Origin of the sequence: Ruminiclostridium herbifermentans (genome assembly GCF_005473905.2) — a bacterium.
GTDB classification, from domain to species: Bacteria; Bacillota; Clostridia; order Acetivibrionales; family DSM-1351; genus Ruminiclostridium; species Ruminiclostridium herbifermentans.
Window position 1 is genome coordinate 3489132 of the sequence record NZ_CP061336.1, and the last position, 16424, is coordinate 3505555.

12 protein-coding genes are annotated in these 16424 nt (G+C 33.2%); 1 reads left to right on the plus strand and 11 read right to left on the minus strand.

Annotation, left to right across the window (positions count from 1 at the left end; all coding sequences use genetic code 11):
* Positions 1 to 574: 574 nt before the first annotated feature.
* The 9 genes from EHE19_RS14015 to EHE19_RS14055 form a co-directional block, all read right to left on the minus strand.
* Complete coding sequence (locus EHE19_RS14015) at positions 575 to 1831, minus strand: [Fe-Fe] hydrogenase large subunit C-terminal domain-containing protein (protein ID WP_137696741.1); 1257 nt, start codon at positions 1829 to 1831, stop codon at positions 575 to 577.
* A 195-nt stretch (positions 1832 to 2026) separates the two neighbouring features.
* Positions 2027 to 2209 carry a DUF1540 domain-containing protein gene (locus EHE19_RS14020; RefSeq protein ID WP_137696742.1) on the minus strand — a complete coding sequence of 61 codons (183 nt, stop codon included), beginning with the start codon at positions 2207 to 2209 and terminating at the stop codon, positions 2027 to 2029.
* 64 nt (positions 2210 to 2273) lie between these two features.
* Entirely contained in the window at positions 2274 to 3323 is a 1050-nt protein-coding gene (locus EHE19_RS14025) for an FAD:protein FMN transferase (protein ID WP_137696743.1), read from the minus strand.
* A 385-nt stretch (positions 3324 to 3708) separates the two neighbouring features.
* On the minus strand, positions 3709 to 4791 hold the full coding sequence (locus EHE19_RS14030; RefSeq protein WP_137696744.1) for a hypothetical protein: 1083 nt from the start codon (positions 4789 to 4791) through the stop codon (positions 3709 to 3711).
* Between the two features lie 85 nt (positions 4792 to 4876).
* Positions 4877 to 5398 (minus strand): Gx transporter family protein, encoded by a 522-nt coding sequence (locus tag EHE19_RS14035; protein ID WP_244648248.1) that lies wholly within the window; start codon positions 5396 to 5398, stop codon positions 4877 to 4879.
* Positions 5399 to 5416: 18 nt separating this feature from the next.
* Positions 5417 to 5806 (minus strand): NusG domain II-containing protein, encoded by a 390-nt coding sequence (locus tag EHE19_RS14040; RefSeq protein WP_137696745.1) that lies wholly within the window; start codon positions 5804 to 5806, stop codon positions 5417 to 5419.
* Positions 5807 to 6055: 249 nt separating this feature from the next.
* Positions 6056 to 6958 (minus strand): UbiA family prenyltransferase, encoded by a 903-nt coding sequence (locus EHE19_RS14045; protein ID WP_137696746.1) that lies wholly within the window; start codon positions 6956 to 6958, stop codon positions 6056 to 6058.
* A gap of 14 nt (positions 6959 to 6972) precedes the next feature.
* Entirely contained in the window at positions 6973 to 7953 is a 981-nt protein-coding gene (locus EHE19_RS14050; protein WP_137696747.1) for a polyprenyl synthetase family protein, read from the minus strand.
* Positions 7946 to 9946 (minus strand): NAD(P)/FAD-dependent oxidoreductase, encoded by a 2001-nt coding sequence (locus EHE19_RS14055; protein ID WP_137696748.1) that lies wholly within the window; start codon positions 9944 to 9946, stop codon positions 7946 to 7948. Before EHE19_RS14055 ends, EHE19_RS14050 begins: the two co-directional genes overlap by 8 nt.
* 898 nt (positions 9947 to 10844) lie before the next feature.
* Between EHE19_RS14055 and EHE19_RS14060 the strand changes: the two genes are divergently transcribed.
* Positions 10845 to 13511, plus strand: coding sequence for a cation-translocating P-type ATPase (locus tag EHE19_RS14060; protein WP_137696749.1), 2667 nt, complete (start codon positions 10845 to 10847; stop codon positions 13509 to 13511).
* Between the two features lie 482 nt (positions 13512 to 13993).
* Here the strand turns inward: EHE19_RS14060 and EHE19_RS14065 are convergent, their stop codons facing one another.
* Together EHE19_RS14065 and EHE19_RS14070 are read right to left on the minus strand one after the other, a co-directional pair.
* The gene (locus tag EHE19_RS14065; protein ID WP_137696750.1) at positions 13994 to 14188 is read right to left on the minus strand and encodes a zinc-ribbon domain-containing protein; all 195 of its coding nucleotides are present in this window, start codon (positions 14186 to 14188) and stop codon (positions 13994 to 13996) included.
* Between the two features lie 554 nt (positions 14189 to 14742).
* Positions 14743 to 15801: a GerMN domain-containing protein gene (locus EHE19_RS14070; protein ID WP_137696751.1), complete on the minus strand. Its 1059-nt coding sequence runs from the start codon at positions 15799 to 15801 to the stop codon at positions 14743 to 14745.
* Positions 15802 to 16424 lie beyond the last annotated feature (623 nt).

Consider the following 16424-nt stretch of genomic DNA (forward strand, 5'->3'; position numbering starts at 1 on the left):
TATTTTTAATAAAATAATAAATAACTGTAAATAATAATATAATCTACTAAAATCAAACGATATCATATCATTGGCAGCGTTGTCAATACACATAAAATAGCAGAACATAGAAAATCTACATGTAATTTTACAACTATTATTATAATAAATAGTATGCGAGTGTAATATATATCTAATTGCGAAGCTTAATTAAAAATTGATGATATAAATATAGGTAAAAAACAAGTATTGCAGCCGACACAGCGGAAGTCGGTAGCTGTGAGTATTGACCCGAGACAGTATGCCTTGGTAATACGGTCGGCGGAAGTACTTGTTCTTCACCGTAATTAATTCAGCTTCAATTTCGTGAGCAATCCAATAGATGTATATTGCACAGGAGTACTATTCAAGTAGTTTATTATTGCTATAAATTGTTTTTATTTTTCAATAAACCTACCAAAATCACAATTCAAATAAATTTTTATCTAAGTAAAACGGTTAGCAATAAGAAGCTTATCCATTAAGCTAATTATTAAGCTATTATTAAGCTATTATTAAGCCATTATTAAGCTATTATATTGATAAATTGCATTTCTTATTTAAAATCCCTTGTAAAAATATCACTGTTTTCCAGGAGACTTTCAACGGATTCAAAGCCCAAACGCTGCAACAAATCCATTACGTAAGGATTATCAATTGGTGTAACATAGTTTGCCTGATTTCCATATTGATTAACATTTTTCCTGCCTTCTTCACGGTCTAAAATTGCTTTAGGGCCTCCGACACAACCGCCTACGCAGCCCATTCCCTCAAGAAAATTCGCAGTAATATTGCCTTCTTTAAGAGCATTAAGCATTTCCTTACACTCACGAATTCCGTTTGCTTGCTGAGTTCGAATGGAAATTTTACGATTAGGATTTAAGCCCTTAAGCGTACTTTCTACCGCCTCACTAACTCCGCCTGTTCTAGCATATATTCTTCCTGCCTTTGAGGAATGGTCACGAGAATCCTCTTCCATATTCTCAGGATTTATATTTGCAAATTCAAAAATATCCTGTACTTCTTGAAATGTAAGAACATAATCAACTGCATCAGCAATATCAGGTTCTCTTGCCTCTGATTTTTTAGCTATGCAAGGTCCGATAAACACAGTAATGGAGTTAGGCTCAAGTAATTTAATTGAACGTCCGCATGCCACCATTGGCGATACAGAACCAGGAACATGAGGCATGAATTGTTTATATATTTTGCGAAGCATGGCAATCCACATTGGGCAGCAACAGCTTGTCAGCAAAAAATCCTTTTCATTAACAATAGTGCGGTCAAATTCCAATGCTTCCTTTAAAGTAAGAATATCTGCAAAAAGTGCAACTTCTACCATTCCGGCAAAACCAAGACTTTTAAAAGCACTTCTAAGCTTGCCCGGTGTAACTTTATCACTGAATTGACTGATAAAAGCAGGTGCAATCAAAGCATAAACAGGCCCCTTTTGGCTCCTTACAGCCTCCAAGGCAGGTATTATATCCTTGCTGGCTACAAGCTTTTGCGCCTTGCATTCATCAATACATTCTGAACAACCAACGCATAAATCCTTGTTTATAATTGTATTGCCCTTTTCATCTTTTTCTATTGCATCAAATAAACATTTTACTGTACATATACTGCATTTCGAATCCTCAGAGCAATCACAATCTGATATTTTCCAAACTGAGGCATATTCCTTCGGATTTAATAAGCAATCTAACTGATGTGAATCAAAGCCTTGCTCAATAGCATTTTTAACCTCTTCATTTGTTCTATTTTCAACTGCTGCCTTTGCTAATCTTCTGTAAAGTTCATTAAATGCCTGCATTTTTTACCCCTCCTTAATTATATAATCTCTAACTTACACACAAAATCTATCAGCGTAGATTAAATATAAATTGCTTGCTTCAATTTTTAAGATAAAGCCTGCAATATGTAGCAGCAAAATATAAATATATTTAAAAGTAGCCCACCGATATATGAATTTACCGATAGGCTAACATACATGCATCACACATTAATTCTACTTTCTTTTTCGGCTCTGAGGTATAAATGTTGCACAATCAGTTTGATTTGAAGTAGAAGCATCTACTGCTCTCACAACAATCTGTTCAGCTGAACAGTGGTCACCTGCCATATGATACTTACAGGTATCTACGACACACTTAACTCCCTCATTTGGGTGGTCCATCATATTTGCTGACATTTCAATCCCTCCAATAATATTTTTTACTTCAAAAATATTATTTGTATCAGGCTATAAATTAATACTAATATTCTTTTGTAAATTTTTTAAAGCCTTCACTGTATTTTATTTCACCATTTTTCATTACCCACAATGCCTCTGTATCAGGCAGACTGTTTATAAACTCCAATCCCTTTTCAATAGGCATACAAAAAACCGCAGTTGACAATGCGTCTGACATTCCTGAATTTTCACAAAGTATTGTGACTTCTGAAAAATATTCAGATGGAAAAAGTGTGTCAGTATCAATTATATGATGATATCGTTTCCCATTAACCGTATAATACCTTTCATAGTCCCCGCTTGATACAACTGATAAATCAGAAACATATACAATGCTAATGGTATTGTTTTCGCTTTCTCTATCTGGATTCTGAATTCCTAAATTCCATAGTTTATCGTCAATTCCCTTATTTCCAATTGCACGTACATTCCCTCCTACACTAATGAGCCCGGATGTGAAACCACTTTTTATAGCAATTTGACTAACCTGTTCTGTTGCATAGCCTTTGCCTATAGAGCCAACATCAATACTCATTTGTGGATCTTCTAAATAAACAGTGGAATTTATTTCATCTATAATAATTTTATTTATGTCTGTATGGTTTGCTGCTTCTTGTAACTCTTCCATTTTAGGAATAGCAGCTTTGGTCTCGTCTTCAACACCTTCAGTACGATATTTATGCCAAATCTTCAGCACCGCACCAAATGCAATATTAATTTTGCCCTCTGTTTTTAAATACCACTCTTTGGAATAAAGTAATAAATCAATTATTTTTTTATCAACCTTAACGGGTTTAATTCCTGCATTGTCATTTATAGTTTTAATATTATTTATTCCATCATAATCATTATATATATCATATAGTTGGTGATATATTTTTAAATTATCATAAATAAGCTGGGAATACTTTGTAAACTCTTCTTTACTTTCAGTATAGGCAACTATTTTTGTCATTGTATCAAAAAGCTGTAAAAATTCCGCCTCATATCGTTTCTTGTCTTTTTCTCCACACGCTGTTAAATTTATCAAAAATGAAATTGCAATTATTACAGTTACTATTTTTTTTAACAAACTGACCTCCACATTACTAATACAAAAATGGTGTAACTAATAACTTATATAACTTCTATATGTTTAAAAAACAATCTAACTAACTTTCTTCGATTCTACATTTATTGTACATTTATTGTGCCTTTTATGTAAAAATTTTTATATTAATACCTTTTAAATATTTATCCTAATTTTTAAAACTAACCATTACCTATACAATATAACATTATAGCTTATAAATTCTAACTTTGTCTCATTTTGTATATACTACTTAAAAGCAAGGCCACTGCACACTAGCAGCTTAATTACATAGTTTGTCTTTGTTAAATAATCAAAAACACACTTCTGCAACTAATACTATCATGCAGCAGCCCTATTTTTTGCTCATTATCTCAACTTTCGTAGTTTATTTTGCATTTGCACTAGCCTTTTCAATTACCTTTTGGAAATCTGCAACATGAACTGTAACAGAACTTGTAAGTTCAGCTTCAGTTGTTATACCCTCTTCATTTACAGCTATTCCCTTAATCTCATTAACAGTCTTGCCAACCGCATATTTTGCAAAGGCTTCTGCCTGTTCATTCCACTCCTTGCCTATTTTAGATGCTTTTTTCATGCCATAAGCATCCCCAAGTTCATTCTTTGTTTTAAATGAAACATTTAAATCAGAAGTAATTTTGCCTTCTTTTGAGAAATTCACATTTGTTTGTGAAGCATCGATGATAGAACTTGTTATTTTTCCACTTGCATCAAAGGTGGAAACAGAGTACATGGAATAAGCTTGTGCTAATCCTTCTTTTTCACCTGCATCTGTAGAATTTGCAATATTAGTAGTAACACCTAATCCTAACTTATCTCCAGATTTAGCACCTAACTCTTTAGCATTTAAGACAGCCTTCTCGATGACTGCTATAAAGTCACCGATATGTACTGTCACAGAAGATGCTAACTCAGCATCACCAGCAGTACCTTCTTCATTTACAGCTATACCCTTTACTTGGTCAAGAGTCTTTCCAACAACATAATTTGCAAACGCTGCTGCCTGTTCATTCCACTCCTTACCAATTTTTGATGCCTTCTTCATACCATATGCTTCGCCAAGTTCATTCTTAGTCTTGACTTCTGTCTTTAAATCGGTAAGAATTTTACCTTGGGCTGAAAAGTTAACCTTAGTTTGAACAGCATCAATAATGCATTTTTCAATTTTTCCATCCTTATCAACTGTAACTGCAGCAATCATTGAATCAACCTCTGCCAGACCATCCTTTTCACCTGCATCTGTTGATTTTGCAATTGATGAGATAACAGCAAATCCTGTTTTAACTGAATCGCCAGTTGCAGGAGTACCTGTATCAATCGCAGTAGTAGTATTTGCAGGTGTGCCAGTTGTATTACCTGCTGCATTATTGTCTTCACCTTGTTTTCCACATCCAGCGAAAACCATAATTGCCATTGTTAAACTCAATGCTAATGAAATAATTTTCTTCATATTTATTCCTCCAATACTATTTTATCTATATTAACCTTCACACCCACTTCGGGCATAAAAGATAATTGAAGCTGTTTTGTATAGTTTAAAACATTCTGTTAAAGGCTGGCATAATTAGCCTTAGTAAAACTGATGTTGCCATTCCAGCAACAACACCCGATATTAATAAAACCGGAAGATATACCCACAAATATATATTGGTATATATCAATGAAATTGCCGTAAATTGTCCAATATTATGAAATACTGCTCCAAAAATACTCAAAACAAAATAAGATATTTTGTCTCTGAATACTACTAATAACAACAACATTATTAATAATGATAGTATACCCCCACTTAGGCTTAATATTCCTGCAATAAAACCACGAGTAATTAAAACATAAAAACCTTTTAATATCGCTATCATAAACGCTGGCTTTTTATCTAAGAAGAACAGTGCATACATTACTGGAATATTAGAAAGACCCAGCTTAACTCCAGGAACTGCCGTAAATATCGGTGGAAAAGAGTTCTCTAAAATAGCAAGCACTAATGCAACTGCAAAAAGCAATGCTGTTAATACTAAAAGTTTGGTTTTGGGTATATCACTAATATTCTTATACATGAACTGTTAACCTTCCTATTATCCTACAATCATATCAAGCTCATCATCACCGCGAGTAGTCAAAGGCACTATTTTTAATATTATTTCATTAGGTAAACAAGCAGCCGTTTCTCCTACATTTTTCAGCATACCTGTCCTTACACATATCTTATCTGGGCAGTCTGATTTTTCAAAACAAATGTGACCATCCTTTGTCAAATGAAAAATTACATTCTTATTCTGAGGTATAGAAAATTCCTTATCTACTCCAGAATTCAAATCTATAGTTGCTACTAGTTCTGATTTATAGTAAATTTCAGCTTTAGCAGGCTTTGATGAATTGCTAAATGTAAATATAGCCCATAATGCCAATCCAACTATAAAAATTCCAAATATAATTATTAAATCAGTCTTTTTAAAAAACTTCATCAACTGTCTCCCTATATCATTGCAATAAAATTATCCCACCAAGCTGCAAAATATTCTTATAAAAATTATTCATCCTTCACATTTGAAAGTTGGAGTGCAGGAGTCATAATCAAATGGAAAAGCATATAACGCTTATAATTATGTTAGTTTATTAAATAAAAACTATTTATAATCTTTCAAACGATTATTCTCTAATCCATAATTCTCCAACATCAGTAAGTATTTGAAAGCTGATAATATTACTTGCAGCTATATGATGCCGCTTACAAATATAACCAAAGTAATTGAGCCCATAATAATAACATAGTTTTTAATAGAAGAAATAAAAGTCGTTTCCTTATCTTGAACTTTTAAAAATGTATTAATATTTCTTTGAACAGGAAATATTGTAAGCAATGATAATAAGCATATTGGTGATAATATTTTAAAAGCTACCATCATTATTATGCCTAAATAAGCTAAGTAATTTAGTACAGCAAACAAATAAACAGCTTTTTGTTTTCCTAGATAATACGGTAAAGTATAACGCTTTACAGCAATGTCTCTCTCCAAATCACAAGTATTATTTGCAAGCATTATATTTGCTGTAGTACATATAGGTGCAATTGACAACAGCAAAATAGTTATTATAGGAACTACAAATATGTCAAGGCTAATTGTTTCTGCGCTTATTTTCAGCGAAAGTATTGCATTGTCTGGCATATTTATATAAATCAAAATGAATGGAATAAACAGTCCATAAAATATCCCTGAAAACGCTTCGCCAAGCGGCTGTCTAGAAATGGGAACAGGCCCAAAGGTGTAAAAAATGCCACAGGCAAAGCATATTGCTCCTATAATTAAAATAATTATGTCAGTTCTATAAGCCAAATATAATCCTAAAACTGTACTAATCCCTAATAATATAAAAATTATGTTCTTGGCAGTTTTTCTTGTATATGCCAATATCTGCTGGTTGGTTTTTGTATCTATATAATTATTAATTGCAGTTGTTGCTAAATCAAAAATAAACATAGATGCAAAGAATACCAAAGTAAGTTCTAAATTTATACTTTGCCTTATATAGAAAAGGTAGGCCATTGTCATTAAAAATGCAAATGTACTGGTTATTTTAGTTTTTATTTCGATATAATTAAAAAATTTCTTTATCATGTAAAATCCCAACCCTAAGTCAAACCACAAGCCCTGTCAAGAATAGAAATCAGCTTTATTCTTTTATCTTGTGTAATAAGAAGTTCATTTATTATTTTCATTGCCTTATTATAATATTTCCTGGAAATAATGCGTGTATAATCTAATCCACCACTATTAGCAACAGCAGCATTAATATCCTCTCTTGTCAATTGGTTGCTAATTGCTTTCTTTTTCAAGTCAGGCAGATTTTTGAAAGCATGTATCAGAGGAAGTGTAATTACCCCCTGTTCAAAATCAGATTGAACCGGCTTTTTGGCTATATCCTCCGTTGTTTCAAAATCAATGCAATCATCTGTCATCTGAAAAATCATGCCAATATATCGTCCCAACTTAGCATATTTTGATATGGTCTTATTATCCTTTTCACTTAAAATGGCTCCAGCATGAAAAGATGCTTCAAAAAGGGCAGCAGTTTTACCAGAAATAATTTTTAAGTATTTATAAACTGATAAGTCTAAGAACCCATTGTTAATATGTTGATTTAACTCACCAAGACAAACTCTTCTCATATAGTCAGGTACACTTAAATTCAGATATTCCTTTTTTTCTGGTATCTCAGCAACTACCTTCAGCGCAGTGCATAGTAAATAATCACCACAAATAACGGCTGTTCTCTTACCATATTTTTTTTGGAGTGTGGGTTTTCCCCTTCTTGTGCTTGCATTGTCAATAACATCATCGTGAACTAGTGTTGCTAAGTGTATTATTTCAATAGCTGCTGCAAAATTTATTGCATGAGGATGGATTAATCCATCCTCATTTTGCGAACAAATAAGCAAAGCTGCTGCGCGGATATATTTACCGCTTGAAGCCGCCAAATGCTGCGTGTATTGACGAATTATTACAGGAGCAGTAAGCAACTCTTTATTTACTTTTTCCTTTACTAAATCTAAAGCTTTATCATTTTCTATATAGTTGATTTCTTCTTGGAGTATCATATTTTCTTTAATCATTATAAATATACAACCTTCTTACAAAAGGTAATCTTCTCCATAAATTTTTTAAATATGGCATTACGTAATAGTCAAGGCCAAATGTTCTTCCAGCTCCTATTAGCACTGCAATTGCAGCAAATATCATCCAAAATGTTGATAAATATAGGCCTGTAGTACAAACGAACATTGCTTGAAGCACCAATGAAAATGCTGCTGCTGGAGTTGTAAACAATCCTCCAATTAATGCAAGACCAATTAAAATTTCTGCTATTACAATAAAGCCTTGCATAAAAATCTGAACACCATCGCTTGGTAAAATTAATTCATTAGTAAACCAGTTCATAAGCGGCATATCAATTTTAAAAGCATAATCGCCTATAACAGACTTCGATAGTTCTTTTCCACTAACAAAAATCAAACGGAATAAACCTAAAAAGTCAAAATTCAAAATAGTTGTTCCAACGCTTGCTGCTACTTCTTGGGCAGCCTCACCTGTTGCTGAACTTACAGCTTCAGTTGCTGTTTGTACTGCTGTTGCTCCGCTGGTACCTTCAAGTGCTCCTGTAGAACCGTATAAAATACTGTTATACCATGATTCAGCACCGCCAAAGAAGGCTGTTAATTTAGGTGATTCAAACCAACCTTCAACAACCTTCATAATACCTTCAAACAACCAAGCTACTCCTAACCAAATTCTAAGTGGTACCGTTAAAAAACTAGGTGTTCTATTTGAGAAATGTCCACCCACAAAGCTTCTGCAATTTCGTATAGTAAAGAATTCATGCTTTAAATAGCTGAATACCTTGTTCCAGCCCAATACCTGAACAAAATAAATTATATTTATAAAGTGCTTTACAAACATCGCCAAGAAAGATGGCAGGTTAATCATTCGCTTTGGAAATCCAACTCTAGCAACACCATATCTTCCGCCTATGCAAACCATCATTCCATGAAAAGATGGCTTGTAAACCGTCATTTCACCGTTACCAGTTATTGCACAATATATATTTTTTGCTGCAATTGCTGAACTCTGTTCACAATTTTCAACCATTTGCGGAACAGGTCTATCCTCTCCTTCAGCTGTATACAGCATATTGTCACCAACGACATATACTCTATCGTCATCCACCGAACGTAGGAATGAATCCAGTTTAATACGTCCTCTGTTTGCCGATTGTAATGTTTTAGCGGCTTCGTTAGTAATATCTGAACTTTCAATACCAGCAGCCCATATTACCGTACCTACGCTATAACGACTACAGGTATCATTTGCATTAACTTCTATAAAGTCAGGTCCTATCCTGCAAACACCTGAATTAAGCATTAATTTAACGCCCATTTTTTTCAAACGTTTTTCAACCTTATTTGAAATCTTCTCAGGCAAATTAGGTACGGTTCTTTTAAGTATATCTACATTATAAATAGTAACAAGTTCTCTATCTATTTCATGCTTATCACAAAGAATAGGAACATATTCAGCAAGTTCGCCTACCATTTCTACACCTGTAAAACCAGCTCCAACCACATAAAAGCTAAGCATTCTTTTCTTTTCTTCAAGATTTGTTTCGCAGGCAGCTTTTCTGAAAACATTCTGAATATGATCTCTAAGCTTTACTGCATCCTCATATGACCAAAGCTTGTAAGCATACTCTTCTGCACCTGGAACACCAAAATAAGTCGGCTTTGAACCTGCAGCTAAAACTAGATAGTCGTACTCATACTTTTGGTTTGCACCAATTGCAACTTTATTCTTAAAATCTATTGATTCTATAGTATCAAGGACAACGTCAACTTTTCTTCCTGCAAAAACCTTTTTCAGTCCTATCTTAATGCTTTCCTCATCAACGCGATTAGCTGCAACCTCATGGAGTTCAGTTAACATAGTATGAAATGGATTTTTATCAATAATTTTAATACTGACATTATCATTTTTTTTGAATTTTTTTGCCAGTTTTTTTGCTGTTAAGATACCAGCATAACCAGCACCAATTATTACAATTCTACTTTTCATAATCTTCTCCTATTTCATTGTTATTCGACATTATTTCCTAAAATTCGATTTCAATTTTAACAAATTGTTATATATTTATCAATAGTATTTATTATGGTATAAAGGACTGCTGCAAAACACGAACTATTTATGCGATGCAATAGTTCTATTTTAACCTTTACATGTTTTATCATATTTACCAACATATCTTTCACTATAAACATTATTTTTTCAATAATATTGTTTGTAAATATATAAAAATTCATTCTTAAATAAAAGAATTATTATGCTGTAAAATTATAATTACTATCATTTTACAAATAAATAGTTTACCGTACAGAATAACAATGGTTTGCTAGCAAAAGTAAAACTCTAGTTCAGCGCTCTTTTTAATATTTATTCCATAATGATTAAAAATCATTACAAATTGACAATTTACACCATATAGAATATAATACTAACACTGCTGTATTCTAGCTTTAACTGCATCTTTATCTTAATATATATAAGCAGTTAGCTTTTATTTATATTGTTGCTTTTGTTGTAAGATGATGCTGTTTTTTTACATAATTATGTACTTAATTGAATAGTTTAATTGTAATTGATAATTATTAAACACAATGAAAACTCTCTGCTCAAAAACATAGCTTATAAGTATTCTGCTTTTTTGAGCGGAACCCAGCAACAAGCGTTTTTTTGACAGACATTGTGAAGAAAATTCAATTGTTAAAACATACTAAGCTGAGGTTCCAAACTGATGATTTCATTATATTTTCGCACCCAATTGGAGTATGGAAAGTTAGCTTGCAGTAAGTTGGACTTAAACCATCTATAGATTGGCATACCTCTGAATAAACTGAGGTTATACACTGATGGTTTCAATATATTTTTGCACTTAAATGGTGCGTGGGAGGTTAGTATGTGGTTTTCACAGTCACAAGAAGAAGTATTAAAAAAACTTGATGTAAATCCCTCAAAGGGACTCTCTAGTGCAGAAGCTAAGTCAAGGCTTGAAAAATATGGACAAAACAAGCTTAAAAGCAAACCAAAAAAGAGCTTAATTGCACTATTTTTTTCTCAGCTTAAAGACATGCTGATATACGTTCTTTTAGGAGCTGCATTAATTACTATGATTATAGGAGAATATACTGACTCCATAATAATCCTATTAGTTGTTATTTTGAATGCTGTAATTGGCGTAGTACAAGAATATAAAGCGGGAAAGGCTATAGAAGCCCTTCAGAAAATGACAACTCCCAAGGCTCTTGTAAGACGTGATGGAGAGGCAAAAGAAATTAATTCTGAAGAAATAGTTCCCGGTGATATTGTCATTTTAGATGCCGGTAGATTTGTACCTGCTGATCTGAGACTTGTTGAAAGTGCAAATCTTCAGATTGAGGAATCAGCATTAACAGGAGAATCTGTTCCAACAGATAAGGATGCAAATTCTGTTTATGAAGATCCTAAAACGCCTATAGGTGACAAGTCTAATATGGCTTTTATGTCAACCCTAACCACTTATGGCAGAGGCGAAGGTGTTGTAGTTGCAACTGCAATGGAAACTGAGATTGGTAAAATAGCAAAGATACTCGATGAAGATAATGACGAAATGACCCCTCTTCAGAAAAAATTAGAAGAGCTTGGCAAAATCCTTGGTTTTGTTGCAATAGGCATATGTGTTGTCATATTCATTATTGCATTAATTCAAAAAAGAGACCTTTTTGAAATGTTCTTAACCGCTATCAGCTTGGCAGTTGCTGCAATCCCAGAGGGATTAGCCGCTATAGTAGCCATTGTGCTGGCTCTTGGCGTTACAAGGATGTCTAAAATCAATGCAATAGTTAAAAAGCTGCCGGCAGTTGAAACTTTAGGATCTGTTAACATCATTTGCTCAGACAAAACAGGAACACTTACACAAAACAAAATGACAGTTGTCAAGCACTATACCTATAATAAGCTTTCAGATGTGCCAGCAGCAGAAACTAGTTTGGAAGCTTCCGGTGATACCATTGAACTAGTTAAATCCCTTGTGTTATGTTCGGATGCAACATATGAAAACGGACAAGGGACTGGCGACCCTACTGAAATAGCTTTAATAATTTTAGGTGATAAATACGGACTATCAAGAAACAGTTTAAATACAAAGCATAATAGGGTATCAGAAAAACCCTTCGATTCAGACAGAAAATTAATGTCAACCCTAAATAAAGAGGGAAATGGTTTCAGAGTTCATACAAAGGGTGCAATAGACAATCTACTAAAGATTTCTAGCAGTGCTCTTGTGGATGGAAAAATAGTTCCTTTGACAGAAGACATGAAAGAAAATTATCTAAAAATCACAGAACAAATGTCTGATTCGGCATTAAGAGTGCTAGGTGTGGCGTTTAAGGATACAGACAGCCTTATTGAGCCTGATGCAATGGAGACGGATTTAACTATAATTGGTTTAGTTGGAATGATTGATCCTCCGAGATTGGAGGTTAAAGCTTCTATTGCAGAAGCCAAAACTGCTGGAATTACACCTATAATGATTACAGGCGATCACAAAAACACTGCAGTTGCAATTGCAAAAGAGCTGGGAATTGCAGAGTCAATCGAACAAAGCTTAACAGGAGCAGAAATAGACGAAATATCAGATGAGGAATTTTCAAAGAATATTAATAATTATAGAGTTTTTGCAAGAGTTTCTCCTGAGCACAAGGTTAAGATAGTCAGAGCCTTTAAGTCCCACGGCAACATAGTTTCTATGACAGGTGACGGTGTAAACGATGCCCCATCTTTAAAATTTGCCGATATAGGTGTTGCAATGGGTATCACCGGAACAGATGTTGCTAAAGGCGCAAGTGACATGATTTTAACGGATGACAATTTTACTACTATAGTTCATGCTATTGAAGAAGGACGAAACATTTATAATAATATAAAGAAGTCTGTAATTTTCCTATTGTCCTGTAATTTAGGTGAGGTTATAACAGTATTTTTATCCATACTGTTTTTCTGGCCTGTACCTTTGTTGCCAACACAGATTCTCTGGATAAATCTTATCACAGATACCTTACCCGCTATATCCCTTGGAATTGACCCAGGTGACAAGGATATTATGAAAAGGAAGCCTAGAAACCCAAAGGACAGCTTTTTTGCAAACGGTGCAGCCTTTAATGCAATCCTGGGTGGTTCCCTAATAGGTATATTAACTCTATTAGCATTCTATTTTGGGTTACATGAGCATGGATATTCCTTAGGTTCAAAAAATATACCTGAAGATGTATTGACATATGCCAGAACAATGTCCTTTGTTGTATTAGCGGCATCCCAGTTGCTTTATTCATTATCAATGAGGAGTGCAACTAAATCTATATTTAAAGTTGGTTTGTTCTCTAATATGTATTTGATTGGTGCTATAATTGCTGGTTTCATTCTACAGCTAGGAGTTATATCCATACCATTGCTTGCCAACGCCTTTAAAGTGCATAACTTAAGTTTAATGGACTGGGGAATTGTAATTTTATTTGCTTTAGTTCCTCTTACAGTTAATGAATTATTTAAGTTGGTAAAGTCATTATTAAAAGGCAAATCAGAAGAATAGTATTCTATGCTGGGCGAAGCAAATTTCCAATAAGTAAGGCTGCTGCAAAATAAATTTTGTGGCAGCCATTTTATTTCCAGGAAATAAACTCAATTTTATCAAACATAATCTAACTGTGCTCAAACTTATCAATAGGTGTGTTTGCCCAAAAATATTTGCTTTAATAATTTTGAGTTCTATTACAATAGTTGGAGTAGATGTGCAAACCGAAATTTATATTCTTTATAATTCTCCCTAATAATTATCCTTAATAATTTTCCTTACCTGCTCAGAACTTATATACTATTCAGTACCTAAACTCATTGCAAACCGTTTCAGTCACAATTATTTAGCTGCTAGCTATTAAATTAAGCAAAAAAGGATAGCAGCCACATAAGCTAAACTATCCTTTTATTTCTTTATATCATATTAAAATTAACTCCAACGGAGTTTAAATATAAGCATTGCAACTAATTGAGTTCAATACTTATTACCAATCTATTTTACCATCTATTGCCGTAGCCTCTGTTTGCGCCGTTTCCTACTCTGCTTGATCTCTGTTGCTTTCTAGCAGCTCTGCAGCTAGCGCATCTCTGTGGTTCGTTTTCGAAACCCTTCTCTTTGTAAAATGCCTGCTCACTTTCTGTAAATGTAAAAGTAGCACCACAATCCTTGCATGTAATAGTCTTATCTGCCATTTTATATACCTCCTTAGATTTTTCTGGGATTTAAAAATTCCTGAGTAAAGCCCACTTAATAAAAGGAGGTTTGTTCAAAAATAAATAACCCATTAATTATATAACTAGCTTCTTAAGCATACCACACTTATTTGATAATTGCAATCCATAATTTGAAATATTTTACATTTAATCAAATTAATTTATTTTTATTCAATCATAAATTTACTTAACCTATATACAGTAACCGCTTAATAATACTTCCGTGTAAGATAATCTAGGGCTTACTCCCGAAATTAACGCTGAAATATTTGTGGTACAAAACAAGCACTTCCGTCAAACATACAACCAAAGCATCTGTCTCGAATCGATACTCACAGTTAATTACTTTCACTGTATCACTACAAAACTAGTTATTCACAAAAATTGCATATTAATATCAATTTACTCAAATAGGTGGCATTAAGAGCTAACACCAGCTATTTTATTCGTATTACAGTACGGCAAGAAATCCTATGCAATATGACTTTAGAAGAATCTAACCTTGATGGTTTATAATATACTATTTGGTACTACTACTGTGTGGCTTCAACTGTATTGTCAAAGTCAACCTTAAAGTATCCATCCTTTTCCATAGAAATATGTCCTGACTCATAGGGTTTATTATCTAAGGTGAACACGACTTTATCTGTGTTGTAGTACTGCCCCAAAGTATTTACTATGCTCTGAACTATCAGCTTTTCATAATACGCACCAGCATTTATTTCTTTTAAAAAAGTATTATCTAAATCAAGGTAAACAATATTATCTTTTAAATATAAGCTATTAACTTTTGTATTTGTTGTAACTGAGTCACCTATTTTATCTTTAATCAAATCTTTGTATGCTTGTTCTAATACTTGCTTTGTTGTTTCATTAGTCCTAAAGCTTACTTCTTTATTTTGATAAACTATTTTGCTTTCATCAATATCAGGATAATAGAAGTTAATATTCTGTGTAAACAATGCATTTTCCTCAATTTTACTAAGAGAAGAACTTATTTCCCCACCCTCAGAATTGAATACAGACTTTACTAAACCAATATTCCTTGCATAATAATCAACTGTTTTTCCGTTTGAGCTATCAGTAGTTACCTCAATAGCTTTATAGTTTCCGGAGGGCGTAGTGATGTCAGCAGAAGTATTAGTAATAGTTCTTACACTTGAATCCTTTAATGTCCAGGTTGTACCCTTTACCAACGGTTCCATAAGTAAAATTTCATTTTCTTTTTCGTCTACATCCAAAAAATTTTCTCTGTAATAGATTTCTCCCTTGAAAAATATTTTAGTAAGCTTACCATCCTTTATTTCAAGCACCTTAACTATTTCTGAACCGCCATTATTGGTTCTCTGCTGTACTTTATTTCCGGAAGTATAGTCAATATAGTCAATATACACATCATACGCAGCGTATTCATTGCCTTTGCCTTCATATACATACTTGACGTTTTCTTTTATAGGAAAATACTCCTGTACCTTCCCCTGTGCTTCTGAACTATTATTATTATTATTATTATTATTATTATTTGTTGCAGTACAGCCTGAAATGAGAGTAATAAAGCTAACTAAAGTAAAAAATAAAATGTGTTTTTTCATAATAACCTCCACCTTACCTAAAAATGAATCAGTTAATATTGTATATTAACAATGCAAGCTATATAAAACAATTATATGTGCATATGGTGTTCAATTCTTCACATAAAAGGTTTAATAATGTTCAAACTTAAAATCAATGGTTAATACCAAAATTATTGCTTTAATTAATATACCCTCTTTTGTTCTAAAATAAATCAAATATTCGATTTTAAAAGATTAGTTAATAAAAACCTATGCCTGATAATATATCGGCAAATTAATGACATTATAGCATAATCACAATTTTATTAATTATATAGGCGTTGTTGCAATATAAGAAATAATAAATATCAACGGTAAACTACTTAAATAGTACTCCCGTGCAATATATATCTATGGCTCGCTCACGAAATTGACGCTGAAATAATTACGGTGAAGAACAAGCACTTCCGCCGACCGTATTACACTCGACATCCTGTCTCGGGTCAATACTCACAGCTACTTCCTGTAGCTGTGTCGGCTACAATGCTTGTTCTTCACCTACTATTTCTAGCATCACTTTCTAACCGAGCTTCGCAATTTGATATATATTGCACTCGCGTACTATTTCATACAATAAGACATCAGTATACAGAAAAACAGCT

What these genes read in the sequence shown, in the direction of transcription:
- EHE19_RS14065 (WP_137696750.1), bottom strand. Translation starts at nt 14,188, where the DNA reads ATGGCAGATAAGACTATTACATGCAAGGATTGTGGTGCTACTTTTACA.
- EHE19_RS14015 (WP_137696741.1), bottom strand. Translation starts at nt 1,831, where the DNA reads ATGCAGGCATTTAATGAACTTTACAGAAGATTAGCAAAGGCAGCAGTT.
- EHE19_RS14070 (WP_137696751.1), bottom strand. Translation starts at nt 15,801, where the DNA reads ATGAAAAAACACATTTTATTTTTTACTTTAGTTAGCTTTATTACTCTC.
- EHE19_RS14055 (WP_137696748.1), bottom strand. Translation starts at nt 9,946, where the DNA reads ATGAAAAGTAGAATTGTAATAATTGGTGCTGGTTATGCTGGTATCTTA.
- EHE19_RS14035 (WP_244648248.1), bottom strand. Translation starts at nt 5,398, where the DNA reads ATGTATAAGAATATTAGTGATATACCCAAAACCAAACTTTTAGTATTA.
- EHE19_RS14045 (WP_137696746.1), bottom strand. Translation starts at nt 6,958, where the DNA reads ATGATAAAGAAATTTTTTAATTATATCGAAATAAAAACTAAAATAACC.
- EHE19_RS14040 (WP_137696745.1), bottom strand. Translation starts at nt 5,806, where the DNA reads ATGAAGTTTTTTAAAAAGACTGATTTAATAATTATATTTGGAATTTTT.
- EHE19_RS14050 (WP_137696747.1), bottom strand. Translation starts at nt 7,953, where the DNA reads ATGATTAAAGAAAATATGATACTCCAAGAAGAAATCAACTATATAGAA.
- EHE19_RS14060 (WP_137696749.1), top strand. Translation starts at nt 10,845, where the DNA reads ATGTGGTTTTCACAGTCACAAGAAGAAGTATTAAAAAAACTTGATGTA.
- EHE19_RS14030 (WP_137696744.1), bottom strand. Translation starts at nt 4,791, where the DNA reads ATGAAGAAAATTATTTCATTAGCATTGAGTTTAACAATGGCAATTATG.
- EHE19_RS14020 (WP_137696742.1), bottom strand. Translation starts at nt 2,209, where the DNA reads ATGTCAGCAAATATGATGGACCACCCAAATGAGGGAGTTAAGTGTGTC.